Here is a 14,127-nt window from a genome sequence, read left to right as displayed (position 1 = left end):
CAGAAGAACCATTTGCACGGGCAAGCAACCGCTGGGAAATCCAAAAGCTTTACACCGACTTGGCAAATGCCAAACAACAATTTGCCCCTCACACCAGAAGAGGGCTGACACCCGTAGAAAAACGCCATCTTTGCGGCTTGCTGTGTGGCTACAGCCCAGCGGAAATTGCGGTTTTTCTCAACAAACAAATCAAAGGTGTCGAAGTTGACTTGTCAAAAACTTTGTACAGATACATAGAATTATTGACAAATCGACCCCGCAATGATCTTAAAAATTGGAGAGATGCGATCGACTGGCTGGAGATAGCCGGATATAAAACGCAGCCAAAAACCTCAACCGGCGCCATCTTGAAAGCTACTCTCCACCATTCAGACAGGATTTTGTCTGCGGCTATCAGTCCCGACGGACAATTACTGGCAACGGGATCTGACGACAGTACAGTAAAAATTTGGAGTTTGCACAGCGGGGAACTGCAGCAGACAATTTTCGGACATTCAACAGCCGTGTTGCTAGTTGCTTTCAGCCCAGCCAGCAAAACGCTGCTGACACGATCGCGCGCGGGTACAGTCAAACTCTGGAACCTGCAAAACGGCCAACTGCTGAAGCGTTTGGCAGACGTGCACCGCCATGAATCCGTCGCAGTCAGCCCCGACTGGCAAATTTTGGCGATCGGCACCACCCGCGGCACTATCAAGCTTCAGCACCTCAACAGCGGCCAACTGCTGCAAGTTTTAGAAGGCTATCAAGGGGATGACATTAGTGCGATCGCCCTGAGTCCCAACGGCAGAATGCTAGTAGCCAGCGGTCTCAATGCAGCCAGCGGTTTCTGTCGCGCCACAGTCACTTTGTGGGAATTGCCCGGAGGCGAAGTGAGACGAACATTTGGCAGCGAAAATTATGTAGCTATTTCTTCCGATAGCCAAATTCTTGTCAATCATGGTGGTCAAACTATCAAACTTTGGAATTTGCAAACAGGCGACTTATTGCATTCGCTGCATACTGGAATTCGCATCACTTCCACCGCCGTAATTAGCCCCGATGGGAAATACTTTGCCGTGGGGTGTTTTGACGGTACTGTTAGACTTTGGAATCTTCGCGGCGAATTGCTGCACACTTTAGATGGACATTCTAGCCCTGTTTCTGCGGTGGCGATCGGGCTTTTCGGCGAAACTATCGTCAGCGGCGGCGAGAATGGTACTGTTAAACTTTGGCAACTGCAGATTTAAGATTAAAGAGTTAAATGGTGATGATTAAATTATTAGACTCTAACTGATTTAAGGTTTTGTAGAGGGGACAAAATAATGTAACTGCCAGAAGAAAGAAATATTGCATTGAAGCAGAAGCGTCTGGCAGAACTCAAACAAAAAATTGCTAGTGGCACTAAGCAAATTGCTCAGGGAAAAGTAACTGATGGTGAATTATTTTTTACCAGCTTGCATAAAAAAATAGCTCAATTTATGAGTCTAAGGAATGAGGATACGGCATTGCCCTTTCTCTAGATCAAAATCATCAATTTTCCTCGCTTTTTATGTAATCATCGCCCGATTACTTGTAGGGTAACGGCTACGGTGTCGTGAGTGTGGTTAATATCAATCTGATGCCACCGGATTTGATATAAAGCTAACCGATCTAGTTCCCCGACTTCTTGGAAAAGTCGGGTATCGGAATCATTGATTAAGAAGCCTTTTTAAGCAATAAAAATCAGCTTTCCCTTGCTCATTTCCAAAGTATCGCCCATTTCCATACCGTTGTGAAAAGCACCCAAAATCACCTCGCTAGTTTTGCCGAAAGCGATCGCACCGCTAGCATCAATTCCAATTGCGCCAAAATCCCGTTGACGCTCGTCAGCTTCAGTAAAAGAACGCTCAAAAGCAGCTTTCAAACTTAAACCATCTGTCACCCGAACCACAATTCGCGCGGCCAAACACTCGTCCATAATGTGCTCGCCAATCCCCGTACAGCTTACCGCCGCACTTTGGGCCGCGTAATTTCCCGCCGGCATCGCCGAGTCACTAACCCGCCCAATCCGCTCAAAACCCTTGCCACCAGTCGAAGTCCCAGCAGCCAAGCGTCCATGCACATCCAAAGCTACGACTCCGATCGTACCCATACCGGCCGGTTCGGCAACCACGTCAGCCATTGCTTTACTAAAATTGCCTTGGCGTTCTTGCATCCACTCATGCAAACGCAAATCCGTCATCGGATCGTAAATCGGCAATTGAAGTTCTCGCAGCAATTCCGCCGAACCAAAATCCGAGAGAACTCGATCGTCCGAATGCTGCAAAAATTGAGCAAGTTCGATCGGATGTTGAACGCGAGAAACATTAATCGCCCCGCTGAAACGCTGCATCAAACCGTCCATCAGCGAAGCACTCATCCGAATTTGACCGTCCGACTGCACCACAGAACCAGTACCGGCATTGAATCGCGGGTCATCTTCCAACAATTGGCAGCCCCGCACCACTGCATCTACGGCACTTGCACCGTCTTTCAGCAGCGGATAAACTTCCTCCAAAACATCGTAAAGCGATTTCCGCACCGCCTCAATTCCGCCTTTACTGTGTAGAGAACTGCCGGCACCGCCGTGAATAACTAACTTTGGTTGCACTTGTTGCGATGCCATATTTTTTAACCTAAAATTTTTCCTTTGCAATCTTAGCTTTGATCGAGCAAATTACCCTAGATTCTTAATCTTGAGCCGCCAAACGGCGGCGACGACAACGTTCGGAGCAGTATTTGACCTCATCCCAGCAATCCGCCCATTTTTTGCGCCAAGTAAAAGGTCGATCGCACACTGGGCAGATTTTTGTCGGTAAATCAGATTTCGATCGCTGCTTGGCCATGCTAACTTTGACATTACATTACTGATTAAATTTTAGTCAAAACAAACAAACCAACCACTTTCTGCCTAACACCTCCCCAAATAAAAATGCTCGAAACGGCCGACGCCAACATCCGAATAGTCTTAGTCGAACCTGCTGGCCCATTGAATGTCGGTTCTGTTGCCCGTGTCATGAAAAATATGGGTTTGCACCAATTAGTTTTGGTAAATCCTCAATGCGATCATTTAGGGGAAGAAGCCCGACTGATGGCTGTTCGCGCCGCCGACATATTGGAAACTACCAAAGTAGTCGAGAGTTTGCCCGCTGCTTTGGTTGGGTGTGTCAGAGCGATCGCAACTACAGGGGATGATTGTCGAGCGTTGCCAACACAACTAGAAGAACCCGCAGATGCCTTGCCTTGGCTCCTTGAAGCCCCCAGCGCCCTCATTTTTGGTCGAGAAGACTGCGGCTTGACCAATGCCGAATTAAACCGCGCTCAGCGCCTGATCCGCATTCCCAGCAGCGATGCCTACACTTCCCTAAATCTCGCCCAAGCCGTCGCTATCTGCTGTTACGAACTATACCGGGAAGAAGGAAGAAGGAAGAGGGAAGAAGGAAGAAGGAACGAAGAAGGAAGAGGGAACGAAGAAGATTCCTCGTTCCCAGGCTCAGCCGGGGAACGCATATCCAGAGGCTATGCCTCTTCAATACCCGATGCCACAGATAATTTATCAACTTGTTATCAAGAACAACTTGCCAGTAGTCCGACACAAAATCCCTCAATTCCTCTCGCCAGTGCTCCCTTGGAAAATTTAGAGGGATATTACCAGCAACTAGAAACGCTGTTACTCAAAATAGGATATTTGCAGTCGCACACAGCAGCAAGCCGGATGGAAAAATTTCGGCGTTTGTACAACAGAGCCTATCCGACAATTGATGAAGTCGCCATGCTGCGGGGCGTCCTCCGCCAAACAGAATGGGCAATCAAAACTTACCCACGAGAGACAAATTCTGATACTCTGGATGGGGCGTTGCCGGAAAATCCAACGGATAGCTAGGAGAAATGCAGATAATTGGGGATATGAGATTGAGGATTTTTTGCACAGAGAACTTTCCTGCACCCACTTGTCACCTTCATAACAGGGTTTCTTGACTAAAAACCTAAGCTTTGCGATAATTTGCGGGCAATAAACCCTGTTGCTGATACCATGCAGCGTCTGGGGTAAATCTAAAATCTAAAATCTAAAATTGATTGGCTGGCAAGCTGAAAAATCTTAAACTTGAACTTTACATTAGTGATGAAGGAGTAAGACGTGGCAGAGCGGTTTCCCAAAGGATCGATATTATCGGTGATATCCTCGATATCCTCTCCCAACTCCGGCTCAAAGCAGCCTAAGTCCGGCAAAGCAAGTCAGTCTGGCAACTCGGGCCGCCGCCGCCCTCCGCAACCGCAAAACGGCAATTCAGAAATTCGATCGCCCGAACCTGCGACTTTCCCACCGCAACAGGGCCGCGGCAGCAGAATAGGAGCCAATTCTCCCACATCTTCGGAAGAATTTACTACACAAGACTTTTTATCCGATCCCCGATCGGCAATTAACCCCAGAAAACCCAGAACCAGCAAAACTCCGCAGTCGAAGACTCGCCAACCTCGCAAAAAAGGCCTCGCTGCTGTTGATATGTTTGAGTTTCCAGACCCGAATCTGGAGCGGGAAAACGTGAGTTCGATCGCCAGCAATCCCAACAGCCAGCTCCCCACAGCCACTCCCCCTACCACCCGTGGAAGTCGTCCCAGTTCGCCCCCTGTTCGCATTCAAGACACGGTAATCCCCGCAGATGCCAAAAAACCCCCCGTGCCTAAACCCCGCCCACAAGCGAGTCAGAGACCGGGTAAACGCTCTGCACCTCGGAGCGTACCGCCGTTGGTTTATGCTACTCGCTTGCTGATTTTGGGAGTTGGGATAGCGGTGATTTGCGGTACGCTGCTGTCGGTGGTAAATGCTGTGAGTCGAGCATCCACTGTAGCGACAGAAGAACAAACCAGCACAGGGCAGAACAACCCAGCCGATAGCGCATCTGCGGCACCCGCAACCCCAGAAGTGCTGCAACTGAATCAAGAATTAGGAGCTTTGAAAACGCAAGTTCAGGTTTTAGCAACAGAAAATCCTAGTTTGACAGCCGGAATATTTCTAGTCGATTTAGATACTGGAAGCTACCTAAACTTTAATGGCGATACTGCTTTTGCTTCAGCTAGCACAATTAAACTGCCAATTTTAGTAGCTTTTTTCCAAGCAGTAGATGAGGGCAAAGTGCAGTTAGATCAGATGCTGACACTGAAGCCAGAACACATTGTCGGCGGTTCTGGGGAGATGCAAGACGACTCCCCTGGTAAGAAGTATTCGGCTTTGGAAGTTGCCCAAAAGATGATTGTTGTCAGCGACAATACGGCGACAAATATGATGATTGAGTTGTTGGGAGGTGCTGAGGTTTTAAATCAGAATTTTGCAAATTGGGGTTTGAGTACCACGGTTCTGCGTAATAATTTGCCAGATTTGGAGGGAACTAATACTACCAGTCCGAAGGATTTGATTAATATCATAGCCCAGATTGATCGGGGTAATTTGGTATCTGTGAAATCGCGCGATCGCATTTTGCAAATCATGCGCCAAACTAAAAACGATTCTTTGCTGCCGAAAGGTTTAGGCGAAGGTTCAGTTATTGCTCACAAAACCGGCAACATTGATACAATGCTTGCGGATGCGGGGATGGTAGATTTGCCCAACGGTAAGCGTTATTTGGTGGCGGTGATGGTGAAGCATTCGCCGGAAACGGAGAAACCAGCTCAAACATTGATTCGGGATATTTCTCGGATGAGTTACCGCTATTTGAACGGTGGAGAAATGCCCGACGATTCACAAGTCAAAATTAAAAATTGAGAATTCAACCGGGTTTTTTCAGGCAAGTGTTGTAGACTTTATCAAACTATAAATCAGTTTGTATTATGAAACTAAACATTCGACTTGCTGGTCTGGTAGCGCTTTCAACTTTAGCCGTTGGAGTCTCCCCCCCCTTGAGTAACGCTAATCCTGCTCCTGAATATCAGACCGATGGCGTGACAGTGATTAACAACAATATCGAACTCAATCGGGCAAAAAACTTAGCCCGTCAAGCAGCAGAAATTGCTAATGGGGGTTTAGGCAACTATCGAGCTGAAGCTTCGATGCACGGTACTTCTAAGGAATCGCCGTTCGTTGACAATGGCGATGGAACTTGGACTTTTACTTTTAAGGGTTCCAAGCCTGGTTCGTCTGTCTATACTGTAGAGACAGTTGTTACGGTTTCCCAAGATGGGAGGGTGAGAGTTGATTACAACGGGCAAATTCGCAACTCAAACGGAATTTAACAAGAGGTATGACTTACTCATCGGTACTCAGAAACCGCGTTTTTCAATGATGGAGAGTGGGGAGTGGAGAGTGGGGAGTAGGGAGTGGGGGAATGTGGAATTATTGGCCTTGACTTTATCATCCCCATGCAACCGGAAACGATATGAACTTGTGAAATAGCGATCGCCCGATTAGAGAAATCATTGATTAAGCTTTCGGAGCGGATGAGCCGCGCAACATTCTATCGCTACTGAGATCGCGATCGATTTTCTTTGTTAAGCCGAGAGCGGGAGCTGTCAAATAAAAGAACGAGGGCACTCCGGTCACGCTTTCAAGTTGCTTGTTACCGCGTCAGGCAAAATAGAAGCAGATTGATAAGTTTGCTCGTGATAAGTAGTTAGATCTAAAAAAGTGTAATATAAACAGAGATTGAGTTTACTAGATAGAGATTAACAAAAGCTATGAAAACCAAGCATTTTATCAATCTGCACAAAGGACTCAGCTTTCCATTTATTTTGACACTGATGTTCATTTACCAAAATTTTAATTTGGGTGCTTGGGTTTATCTCGCTCTGCACGGTACTTATGGTTTGTTGTGGCTGCTCAAAAGCCAGATATATCCAGATAAACAGTGGGAACAAGAAATCTCTGTCGGAATGGGAATATTCGGCTTTGTGTTAGTTAGCCTCTATTGGGTAGCACCTTTTATTTTGATTAGCAGTGGCTCACAACCACCTCTGCCGTTAGTGGCAGCAGCAATTTCCCTAAATATTATCGGTGTCTTTCTACACTATACTGCTGATGCACAGAAGTATTACACCCTTAAGTACCATTCGGGACTAATAACAGAAGGATTTTTTGCCAGATCGCGCAATACGAATTACTTAGGAGAAATCCTCATCTACGGATCGTTTGCGATGCTAGTTCAGCACTGGCTACCTTTTTTAATCCTGGCAAGCTTTATTGCTGGTATGTTTATTCCTAACATGATAAAAAAAGATCGTTCACTCGGACGATATCCTGAATTTGCCGAATACAAAGCTCGGTCGGGATTTTTACTACCTCGACTATTTGTATCGACAGCTCTCGAACAAAAAAAAGACTGTTTAGAGGAGAAAGTTGGTTAAAAAAATAGTAATTCAGGGCGTTGCGGAATTAGAGTAGGAGTTGATGAGGGATAATAAGGCGAATTTTTAGAAAATGCCGTGAATATAGCTCAACTTATATCCGCAAAATAAGATAAAGCTTCTAATAATAAATTTCCCGCCTTTGCCACACAGCCTTAGCGATTGCCCCATACCCCTTTGGCAACTTTCACTGTCAGGCTTGTAGGCGATTTAAAGCAGTCGTTAGATACTTTTAAACGATCGTTTTTCAAGACACAGAGGCTCAAACCCTTGCCGCACCAGCCCTACAGCCGAAAGATTTGACCCCCTCAAAAAAACACTTACCCATTCACGGAAATTTCATGAACCAGAAAGCGATTACACACTCACGACAACTTCGAGTTCCGCTGCCTCTTTTTCGTTCATCTCGTCGAGTTTCTGCCAAACTTGCTGCATCAATTCATCCAATCCAAGTCTACTAACGGCGGAAATCAACAAAACAGGAGCGCCACTCATTTCTTTAAGTCTGCTGATTAAATTACCGATTTCTTCACTTTCAAGATCGATCGCATCTACTTTATTAAAAGCCAAAATCTGCGGTTTATCGGCTAAACCACGCCTGTAAGACTTCAATTCTTCCTGAATTGTGACGTAATTGGCGATCGGATCTTCATCAGTAATATCGATCAAATGCAGCAACAACCGAGTCCGCTCAATGTGCCGCAAAAACTCGTAACCCAAGCCAGCACCTTCGTGCGCTCCCTCAATCAATCCCGGAATGTCTGCAAACACCGTACCGTCGCCGCTGGGTTTTCTGACTACGCCCAAATTCGGGACTAAAGTTGTAAACGGATAATCTGCTATTTTGGGGCGAGCTGCAGACAATGCTGAAATTAAGGTGGATTTGCCCGCATTCGGCATCCCGAGAATTCCCACTTCAGCTAATAGCTTCAATTCCAAACGCAAAAACTTGTGTTCTCCTTCTTTTCCCGGCATCGCATAATCGGGAGCGCGGTTGGAATTGGTCAGAAAACACTTATTTCCCAAACCGCCTTTGCCGCCTTTGGCTACGCAAAAAGTCTGTCCGGGCGTCACCAAATCTGCCAATATGGCCTGAGTTTCCGCGTCGTAAACTACTGTACCGCAGGGAACTTCGATCGTGCGATCGTCCCCACCGGCACCGGTCATATTTTTCGGCGCGCCTCGCTTCCCGTCATCGGCTTTAAAAATCCGGTTGTACTGAAAATCTAGCAGCGTTTGCAGGCTTTCCACCGCCACCATATACACGGAACCGCCTTTGCCACCCGTCCCACCAGAGGGGCCACCCGCTGGTACATACTTTTCTCTGCGAAAAGCTACCATACCGTCGCCGCCTTTGCCGGCTGCGACTTGAATATCTGCTCGATCGATAAATTGCATAATTTAGTCAGTAGTCAATAGTCAGTGTCAATAGTCATTAGTTATTATTATACCAGATGCAAGTACCATATTCCCCTTTTCCTTTAGTCCGCGTCGGCGGATGACAGGCAAGTTTAGTCGCGATTTACAGTTGCCGGAAAAATATAATTATACCAATTCTCAAAAGTAGTGCAGAGCGAGAGATTGTACGCAAGCATCGGTAGGGAAACGGCACTGCCGTGTCCGGCTTTTAAAGCTTTTAATAATCTCTATAATAATTTGAGAATTCTACCCAGACTTTTATTGAATTAGTATTATAAAAGCAGATTTGATATTAGCAGAAATCACGCACGCAAACAGAATAAACTTGGTTTTTATCAGGTGCAAAGAGCTGTAAAAATCTTTTTTTTGCCAAAAATAGGTTTCTAACTCATCGCAAATAATTTACTAAAAATTAGCAATTGCTAATTACAGGACTTCGCCAAATACGTATTTAACGTGCTAATTATAGCGGTAAGGTGCTTATGGGCGCATCCTACAGATAGAGGTTCTGCGCCCCGGAATGAATTACCAATTAGCAATTACCCATTCCTTTTAGCAATAGGACGATACATCTTCCTTACATTCATCTGCCAAATAGCAGAGAGCTCGAAAGCGCATCCCGACTAACTGTTCGTAAAGCGGGTTAATTTGGCACATCGCCGGAATGTGGACGATTTTGCGACCAAATAACACGACATCTCGCTCAAACGGACACTGGGGTGGAATAATTTTACAGACAAAGTGTGCCAATTTTGGGTCGTGAATTTCCCAGCCGTCAAGCCAGTCTTTGACGGGTTGCAGGACATTTTTGTGGTGAGGTTTAGGTAGCCGAGATGAAAGAGGTGTTCCGACTACGGGGGGGACGATCGCATCAAAGACTATTTGGCTGCTGGGCCCCTGCGGATCATCGCACTTGCTGTCTTCGATAGTGTGTCGCAGAGCTTCGATCGCCTCTACATTGTGCCCCAAAGCTGTGCAAAACTTAGAGATTACCTCGTCTTCGCTGAGCGAATAGGTACCGTCTGCCAAAGCTACCATGACTGCTGTCCTCAAAAAATCCTCGCCTTTGGCGGTGTCTTTCCCTAACACAGCGGCTAATTCCTCTGGGGCAATAGGTTCAAAACCCTCCTCAAAAGATACCGGGTGTAGTTCATCCTGAGTTAGATTTGCAATCATTTTTTGCTCGTCTTCGTCAAAGTTGCCGTCTGCCCAAGCAATTGTCAGCAATCCCCGCAGCCAAGCAGTAATCTCTTCATTAGTGCAGGAAGATTTAGCGTTACTCATTAGCATTTCCACTTGGATGTACCAGTCAATTTGTTCGTTTACAGCGGGTTCAATATTCCCCTCCCAATAATTTTTATTGGTTTTTTGGTCGATCGATGATCTATTTGTGGAAGGTTTGTGCCCGAAGATTGCTCCAAACGCTTGTAGTGGATGTGTTAAAAGCATATTTGTTTCTCAGCAGCATCGCTGACTAGCGAGCTAATCTATTGGCTAATCCTATTCCCTAAAAAGTCATCTATCGGGAGGAATAGGTTTGTTGAATTCATCTTAACTCTAGTTGCACCCATCAAGATGGCGATCGACTTTTATTCAAGCCCGATTGCCATTAGCAACCCGATTTTTCGCAAGAAATAAAAGGTTGGCAAGCGTGGGATCTAATCAGACACTGGGTTTCTCACCCAGGGGCGATCGAACTTCGCTCTGTTTACATTTTAATATATATTTTTGTAAATTTTTCTATGCCGGCAGCACAATATTAACAGCGAGTTGGCTTTAAGCTGTTGAAAAAAAAATATATGAGGAAAATTTTACCGCCGATAAAACGTTTTGATTGCTGTGCCCGTCTAGAAATGATTGATTTTTTTTTAACTTCGGCGGCACAAAATCCAGCGCAATTCCATTGGCGGGCGTGCGTTTGCCATCGGGAAGACATCTCGACCGGTGGCCCAACTGGGAAACCAGGGCGTCGGTGGCCAGGCTCCTTCCGGCAGGTGGTGGCGTTCATACTCAAACACCAATTCGTCGGATATTTGGACTAAGGGCAACCCTTCCATGGCGGTGGCGAGTTCTTGGGGTGTAAATAAAGTAGACCAGGAGAGTTGGGCAACTTGTCGCACGAGGGCATCTGGCTGGTAGTCGCCGACAGTTAAAAACGTGCTGAACAGCAACAGGCCTCCGGGAGACAGGGAATCGCACATTTTAGCGAGGAAAAGCCGTACTTGATCGCTGTCTCGAAAATGCGAAATGACTTCGGCGGCAACTGCTAACTGATAGCGGGCCGGTTTCATCCGCATTAAGGGGTCGAGCACATCGCCTTCAGTCACTGTGACGGGAAGGTTTTCGGCTGTTACTGCCGCTTTCAATTGTTCTGCAAAAGCGGGAGTTAGTTCGATCGCATCCACAGAATAGCCTAATCTCGCCAGCGGCAAGGTATTGCGGCCGGTACCAGCCCCCACGTCCAAAATCCGCACTCGATCGGGTGTGCCCAATTTAGCAGCCGTTGTCATCAATTTTGCGTCTGGATGAGAGCCGAAAAGCGGAGGTTCTCTGGTGTCTACCCAGCTTTTGTACTGTTCTCCAACTGTTGAGGTAGTAACAATCACTTTGCAGGCTAAACCGGTTTGTGGCGGCTGCACTGATTCGTATTGCAGAATCAGCATCGATGCTGTGGAGGTGCGGTAGCCTTGTTCTAACTTGGTGGCTAAAAGCTTGCTGAGTTCGTCTCTGCGGTCTTCGGGCAGGGGTCTGTCGAGAGTGCTAAATAGATTTTCTATCGACTTGAGATAGTGGCTTAGCATTCCCGGTACGCAGGGGAAAATTAATTCTCCGCGAGCGTTTACGCGGGTATTAATTTTGTAGAGGATAGCTTGCTGGAGAATGTCGGGATTTACTACCAGCGGTAGCTGTTCGGTCTGGTTGATTGTACTTTCGGCGCCCATAGATTCCGCGAAGAAGTCATTAGTCATTAGTCATTAGTCATTAGTCATTAGTCATTAGTCATTAGTCATTAGTCATTAGTCGTTAGTCATAGGGAAGTTTTTTGAGAGCTGACTGTACAATTTAAAAGTATAAAAAAGCCGATTTTAGATTTCTTTGGTTTCGTTGCTTAGTATTTTTAGATTTTAGAAAAGGCGATTTTAGAGCTTTATTTTGCATAAATTTCCAATCTCTAATCTCAAATCGATCGACTAAGCCCAAAACCCGATTAGGTCCCAAAATCGGAGTTAGTATCAAGATAAGCTATAGCGCATTTAAATTGTATGTTTTACGGCGAGGTGGAAAAAGCGTCAAATCCTCTCGCCTTCTCCCCTCTCTCCTTCCCCTTGTCAGCCATAACAGGCAATTTATATGGATAGCAACTTAAAGCTGGGCTTAGTTGCTGCCGGTAAAAGTCACTTCGGGGAACTTTGACTGAGCTTCAGTCATCGGGCGTCGTCTGCCTTCCTCTTGCCAGTAGTTGATTACTTCTGTCGCTTGGTTGAGGATTTCGACGCGATCGTTATCAGCAATCCAGTGTTTGGCTTCGAGTTCGTTTTTGAGGTCTTCCCACGCATCTTTGCGAGGCCAGAAAAAGTAGGATGTCAGCGGGCTAGTTCCTTTGCCGACAACTTGGTCAACGGCGAGGGCAACATTCTCTTCTAGCCAGAGAACTTTTAAGATGAACTTGGACAAGCAAACCTCCAGGGTTCTGATCGAACTTGTTAAAAATTTCTACAATCGCTAAGCGTAGCACACTCTGTTCGATAATTGGTCATCGGCTATGAAAAGTTTTCTGGCGCGGCTGGTTTTAGCGCCACTCAGGGGCTGGGAACAGATAAAATTTGGGTTCTCACCGCAATACGCTTGGGCCCGAGCCCGATCCCCCCTAGCTCCCCTTAAGAAGGGGGGGACAAGAACTTACTCTTGCGTCCCCCTTCTTAGGGGGATTTAGGGGGATATCGGAGGAATAAACAGTTTTAACCCAAGCTTATTGATTCTCACCGGCCCTAGGTACAAGGATTAGTTAAGTTGTGAACAGAGTTATTGTAGTTTTTGACATTGACGGTGTGGTGCGGGATGTGTCTGGTTCCTACCGGCGGGCGATCGCCGATGCGGTGGAACATTTCACGGCGGGTGCTTTTCGTCCGAATTCTCTCGATATCGACTCTCTGAAGTCGGAGGGTGTGTGGAATAATGACTGGCAGGCGTCTTTCGAGTTTGTTTGCCGTTATTTTGAGGGGATTGGCCGATCGAGAAATGAACTCGCTCTCAACTATGACGAGTTAGTGGCTTTTTTCCAAAGTCGCTATCGCGGGCCCGATGAGAAAAATTGGACTGGTTACATTTGCGACGAACCGCTGCTGTTAAGTCCGGCTTACCTGGAAAATTTAACGGTTGGGGGAGTTGTTTGGGGCTTTTTTAGCGGGGCGATGCGGGATGAAGCTGCTTATGTTTTGTCAGGGAAACTGAGTTTAAATTCACCCGTGTTGGTGGCGATGGAAGATGCACCGGGAAAACCCGATCCGGCTGGACTTTTCGCGGCAATTGAACAGTTGGAAAATCTGCACGGTTTAGAAAAAGATTTGCCCGTGATTTACGCGGGAGATACTGTTGCGGATATTTACACGGTTGTGAAGGCGCGGGAAGTGCAACCAAATCGGGTTTGGCTGGGGGCTGGAATTTTGCCACCTCATGTTTTGGATGATGCTGTGCGCTGCGAGGCGTATGCTGCGGTGCTGGAAAATGCAGGTGCCGCAGCGGTTTTCAGGAATGTCGAGGAGTTGACGGCTGCGCGGATTCGAGAATTAGTTCTGTTGACTGTTGACTGTTGACTGTTGACTGTAGAAGGAGGGGTCATACCAATTTTTTATGAGGTTGCATAGAATCCGATCCCCCCTAGCCCCCCTTAATAAGGGGAGTAGGGGGTGGGACAAGATTCTTCTCAAAGTCAACCCCTACTCCCCAACAATCAGGGGGATCGAGATATGTGCAACTTCACATTAAATTCGTATTAGTTGTCAGTTGTTAGTTGTCGAAATAACAAATAACCAATGATATCGTTTCCGGTTGTATCGGAATAATAAAATCGAGTCAACAGTTAACAGTCAACCGTCAACAGTCAACCGTCAACAGTCAACAGTCAACCGTCAACAGTCAACTTTCCCTTTGAGACTATTGCAAGTGCAAGAATTTGTCTAATGCACTGACTGCAAGTGGTGGCCAGCGGCGGTTATTGGCAACCCAATCGAGGTCTTTGTAGCGGGAGTCGAGGCCGATGGCTGCTACCCAATTGCTTTCAGCTTCGCCGCGATTTCCTGCTTCCCAAAGACAGGCGCTGAGGGCGGCTCTCATGTCGGCAAATTGGGGGTATCTGCGGACGATGTTTTTCATGTT

General features: G+C 46.7%; 12 protein-coding genes and 2 pseudogenes. 7 read left to right on the top strand and 7 right to left on the bottom strand.

The genetic code is table 11. The annotated features are described in order from the left end of the window. Positions 1 to 1,226 (top strand): annotated as a pseudogene (locus QUA38_RS21090) (WD40 repeat domain-containing protein); the annotation flags it as partial. Positions 1,227 to 1,331: 105 nt separating this feature from the next. Then, positions 1,332 to 1,499, top strand: coding sequence for a hypothetical protein (locus tag QUA38_RS21085; protein WP_333165184.1), 168 nt, complete (start codon positions 1,332 to 1,334; stop codon positions 1,497 to 1,499). A gap of 188 nt (positions 1,500 to 1,687) precedes the next feature. On the opposite strand, the gene QUA38_RS21080 is transcribed toward QUA38_RS21085, so the two are convergent. After that, entirely contained in the window at positions 1,688 to 2,623 is a 936-nt protein-coding gene (locus tag QUA38_RS21080) for an isoaspartyl peptidase/L-asparaginase (RefSeq protein ID WP_333165182.1), read from the bottom strand. Between the two features lie 64 nt (positions 2,624 to 2,687). Beyond that, a complete protein-coding gene (locus QUA38_RS21075) occupies positions 2,688 to 2,843 on the bottom strand; it encodes a DUF2256 domain-containing protein (RefSeq protein WP_333165179.1) in 156 nt (51 codons plus the stop codon). Between the two features lie 86 nt (positions 2,844 to 2,929). Here QUA38_RS21075 and QUA38_RS21070 point away from each other — a divergent pair, with 86 nt between their 5' ends. The 4 genes from QUA38_RS21070 to QUA38_RS21055 all read left to right on the top strand — a co-directional run bounded on the left by QUA38_RS21070 (position 2,930) and on the right by QUA38_RS21055 (position 7,332). Then, positions 2,930 to 3,880, top strand: a complete 951-nt coding sequence (locus QUA38_RS21070; RefSeq protein ID WP_333165177.1) for an RNA methyltransferase — start codon at positions 2,930 to 2,932, stop codon at positions 3,878 to 3,880. A 255-nt stretch (positions 3,881 to 4,135) separates the two neighbouring features. Beyond that, the gene (locus QUA38_RS21065; RefSeq protein WP_333165174.1) at positions 4,136 to 5,758 is read left to right on the top strand and encodes a serine hydrolase; all 1,623 of its coding nucleotides are present in this window, start codon (positions 4,136 to 4,138) and stop codon (positions 5,756 to 5,758) included. Between the two features lie 65 nt (positions 5,759 to 5,823). Further along, a complete protein-coding gene (locus QUA38_RS21060; RefSeq protein ID WP_333165172.1) occupies positions 5,824 to 6,225 on the top strand; it encodes a hypothetical protein in 402 nt (133 codons plus the stop codon). 441 nt (positions 6,226 to 6,666) lie between these two features. Next, positions 6,667 to 7,332 carry a DUF1295 domain-containing protein gene (locus QUA38_RS21055; protein ID WP_333165170.1) on the top strand — a complete coding sequence of 222 codons (666 nt, stop codon included), beginning with the start codon at positions 6,667 to 6,669 and terminating at the stop codon, positions 7,330 to 7,332. Between the two features lie 357 nt (positions 7,333 to 7,689). Here the strand turns inward: QUA38_RS21055 and obgE are convergent, their stop codons facing one another. From obgE to QUA38_RS21035, 4 genes are all read right to left on the bottom strand, one after another. After that, on the bottom strand, positions 7,690 to 8,730 hold the full coding sequence (gene obgE / locus QUA38_RS21050; RefSeq protein ID WP_333165167.1) for a GTPase ObgE: 1,041 nt from the start codon (positions 8,728 to 8,730) through the stop codon (positions 7,690 to 7,692). A 573-nt stretch (positions 8,731 to 9,303) separates the two neighbouring features. Beyond that, positions 9,304 to 10,200, bottom strand: a complete 897-nt coding sequence (locus QUA38_RS21045; protein ID WP_333165165.1) for a Mo-dependent nitrogenase C-terminal domain-containing protein — start codon at positions 10,198 to 10,200, stop codon at positions 9,304 to 9,306. A 419-nt stretch (positions 10,201 to 10,619) separates the two neighbouring features. Beyond that, entirely contained in the window at positions 10,620 to 11,693 is a 1,074-nt protein-coding gene (locus QUA38_RS21040; RefSeq protein WP_445305082.1) for a class I SAM-dependent methyltransferase, read from the bottom strand. 433 nt (positions 11,694 to 12,126) lie between these two features. Beyond that, on the bottom strand, positions 12,127 to 12,438 hold the full coding sequence (locus QUA38_RS21035; RefSeq protein WP_228042653.1) for a 30S ribosomal protein PSRP-3: 312 nt from the start codon (positions 12,436 to 12,438) through the stop codon (positions 12,127 to 12,129). Between the two features lie 326 nt (positions 12,439 to 12,764). On the opposite strand from QUA38_RS21035, the gene QUA38_RS21030 reads away from it, so the two are divergent. Then, positions 12,765 to 13,565: a TIGR01548 family HAD-type hydrolase gene (locus QUA38_RS21030; RefSeq protein WP_333165160.1), complete on the top strand. Its 801-nt coding sequence runs from the start codon at positions 12,765 to 12,767 to the stop codon at positions 13,563 to 13,565. Between the two features lie 340 nt (positions 13,566 to 13,905). Here QUA38_RS21030 and QUA38_RS21025 read toward each other — a convergent pair. Beyond that, a pseudogene (locus QUA38_RS21025) lies at positions 13,906 to 14,127 on the bottom strand (tetratricopeptide repeat protein); the annotation flags it as partial.

Source organism: Microcoleus sp. Pol12B4 (genome assembly GCF_036701385.1).
Taxonomy (GTDB): domain Bacteria; phylum Cyanobacteriota; class Cyanobacteriia; order Cyanobacteriales; family Microcoleaceae; genus Microcoleus.
The sequence above is the reverse complement of the archived record's forward strand: the minus strand, read 5'-3'. Positions and strand labels throughout refer to the sequence as shown.

Coding starts and splice junctions, on each gene's coding strand:
- QUA38_RS21080 (WP_333165182.1), bottom strand. CDS start 2,623: ATGGCATCGCAACAAGTGCAACCAAAGTTAGTTATTCACGGCGGTGCC.
- QUA38_RS21075 (WP_333165179.1), bottom strand. CDS start 2,843: ATGGCCAAGCAGCGATCGAAATCTGATTTACCGACAAAAATCTGCCCA.
- QUA38_RS21070 (WP_333165177.1), top strand. CDS start 2,930: ATGCTCGAAACGGCCGACGCCAACATCCGAATAGTCTTAGTCGAACCT.
- QUA38_RS21060 (WP_333165172.1), top strand. CDS start 5,824: ATGAAACTAAACATTCGACTTGCTGGTCTGGTAGCGCTTTCAACTTTA.
- QUA38_RS21055 (WP_333165170.1), top strand. CDS start 6,667: ATGAAAACCAAGCATTTTATCAATCTGCACAAAGGACTCAGCTTTCCA.
- obgE (WP_333165167.1), bottom strand. CDS start 8,730: ATGCAATTTATCGATCGAGCAGATATTCAAGTCGCAGCCGGCAAAGGC.
- QUA38_RS21045 (WP_333165165.1), bottom strand. CDS start 10,200: ATGCTTTTAACACATCCACTACAAGCGTTTGGAGCAATCTTCGGGCAC.
- QUA38_RS21040 (WP_445305082.1), bottom strand. CDS start 11,693: ATGGGCGCCGAAAGTACAATCAACCAGACCGAACAGCTACCGCTGGTA.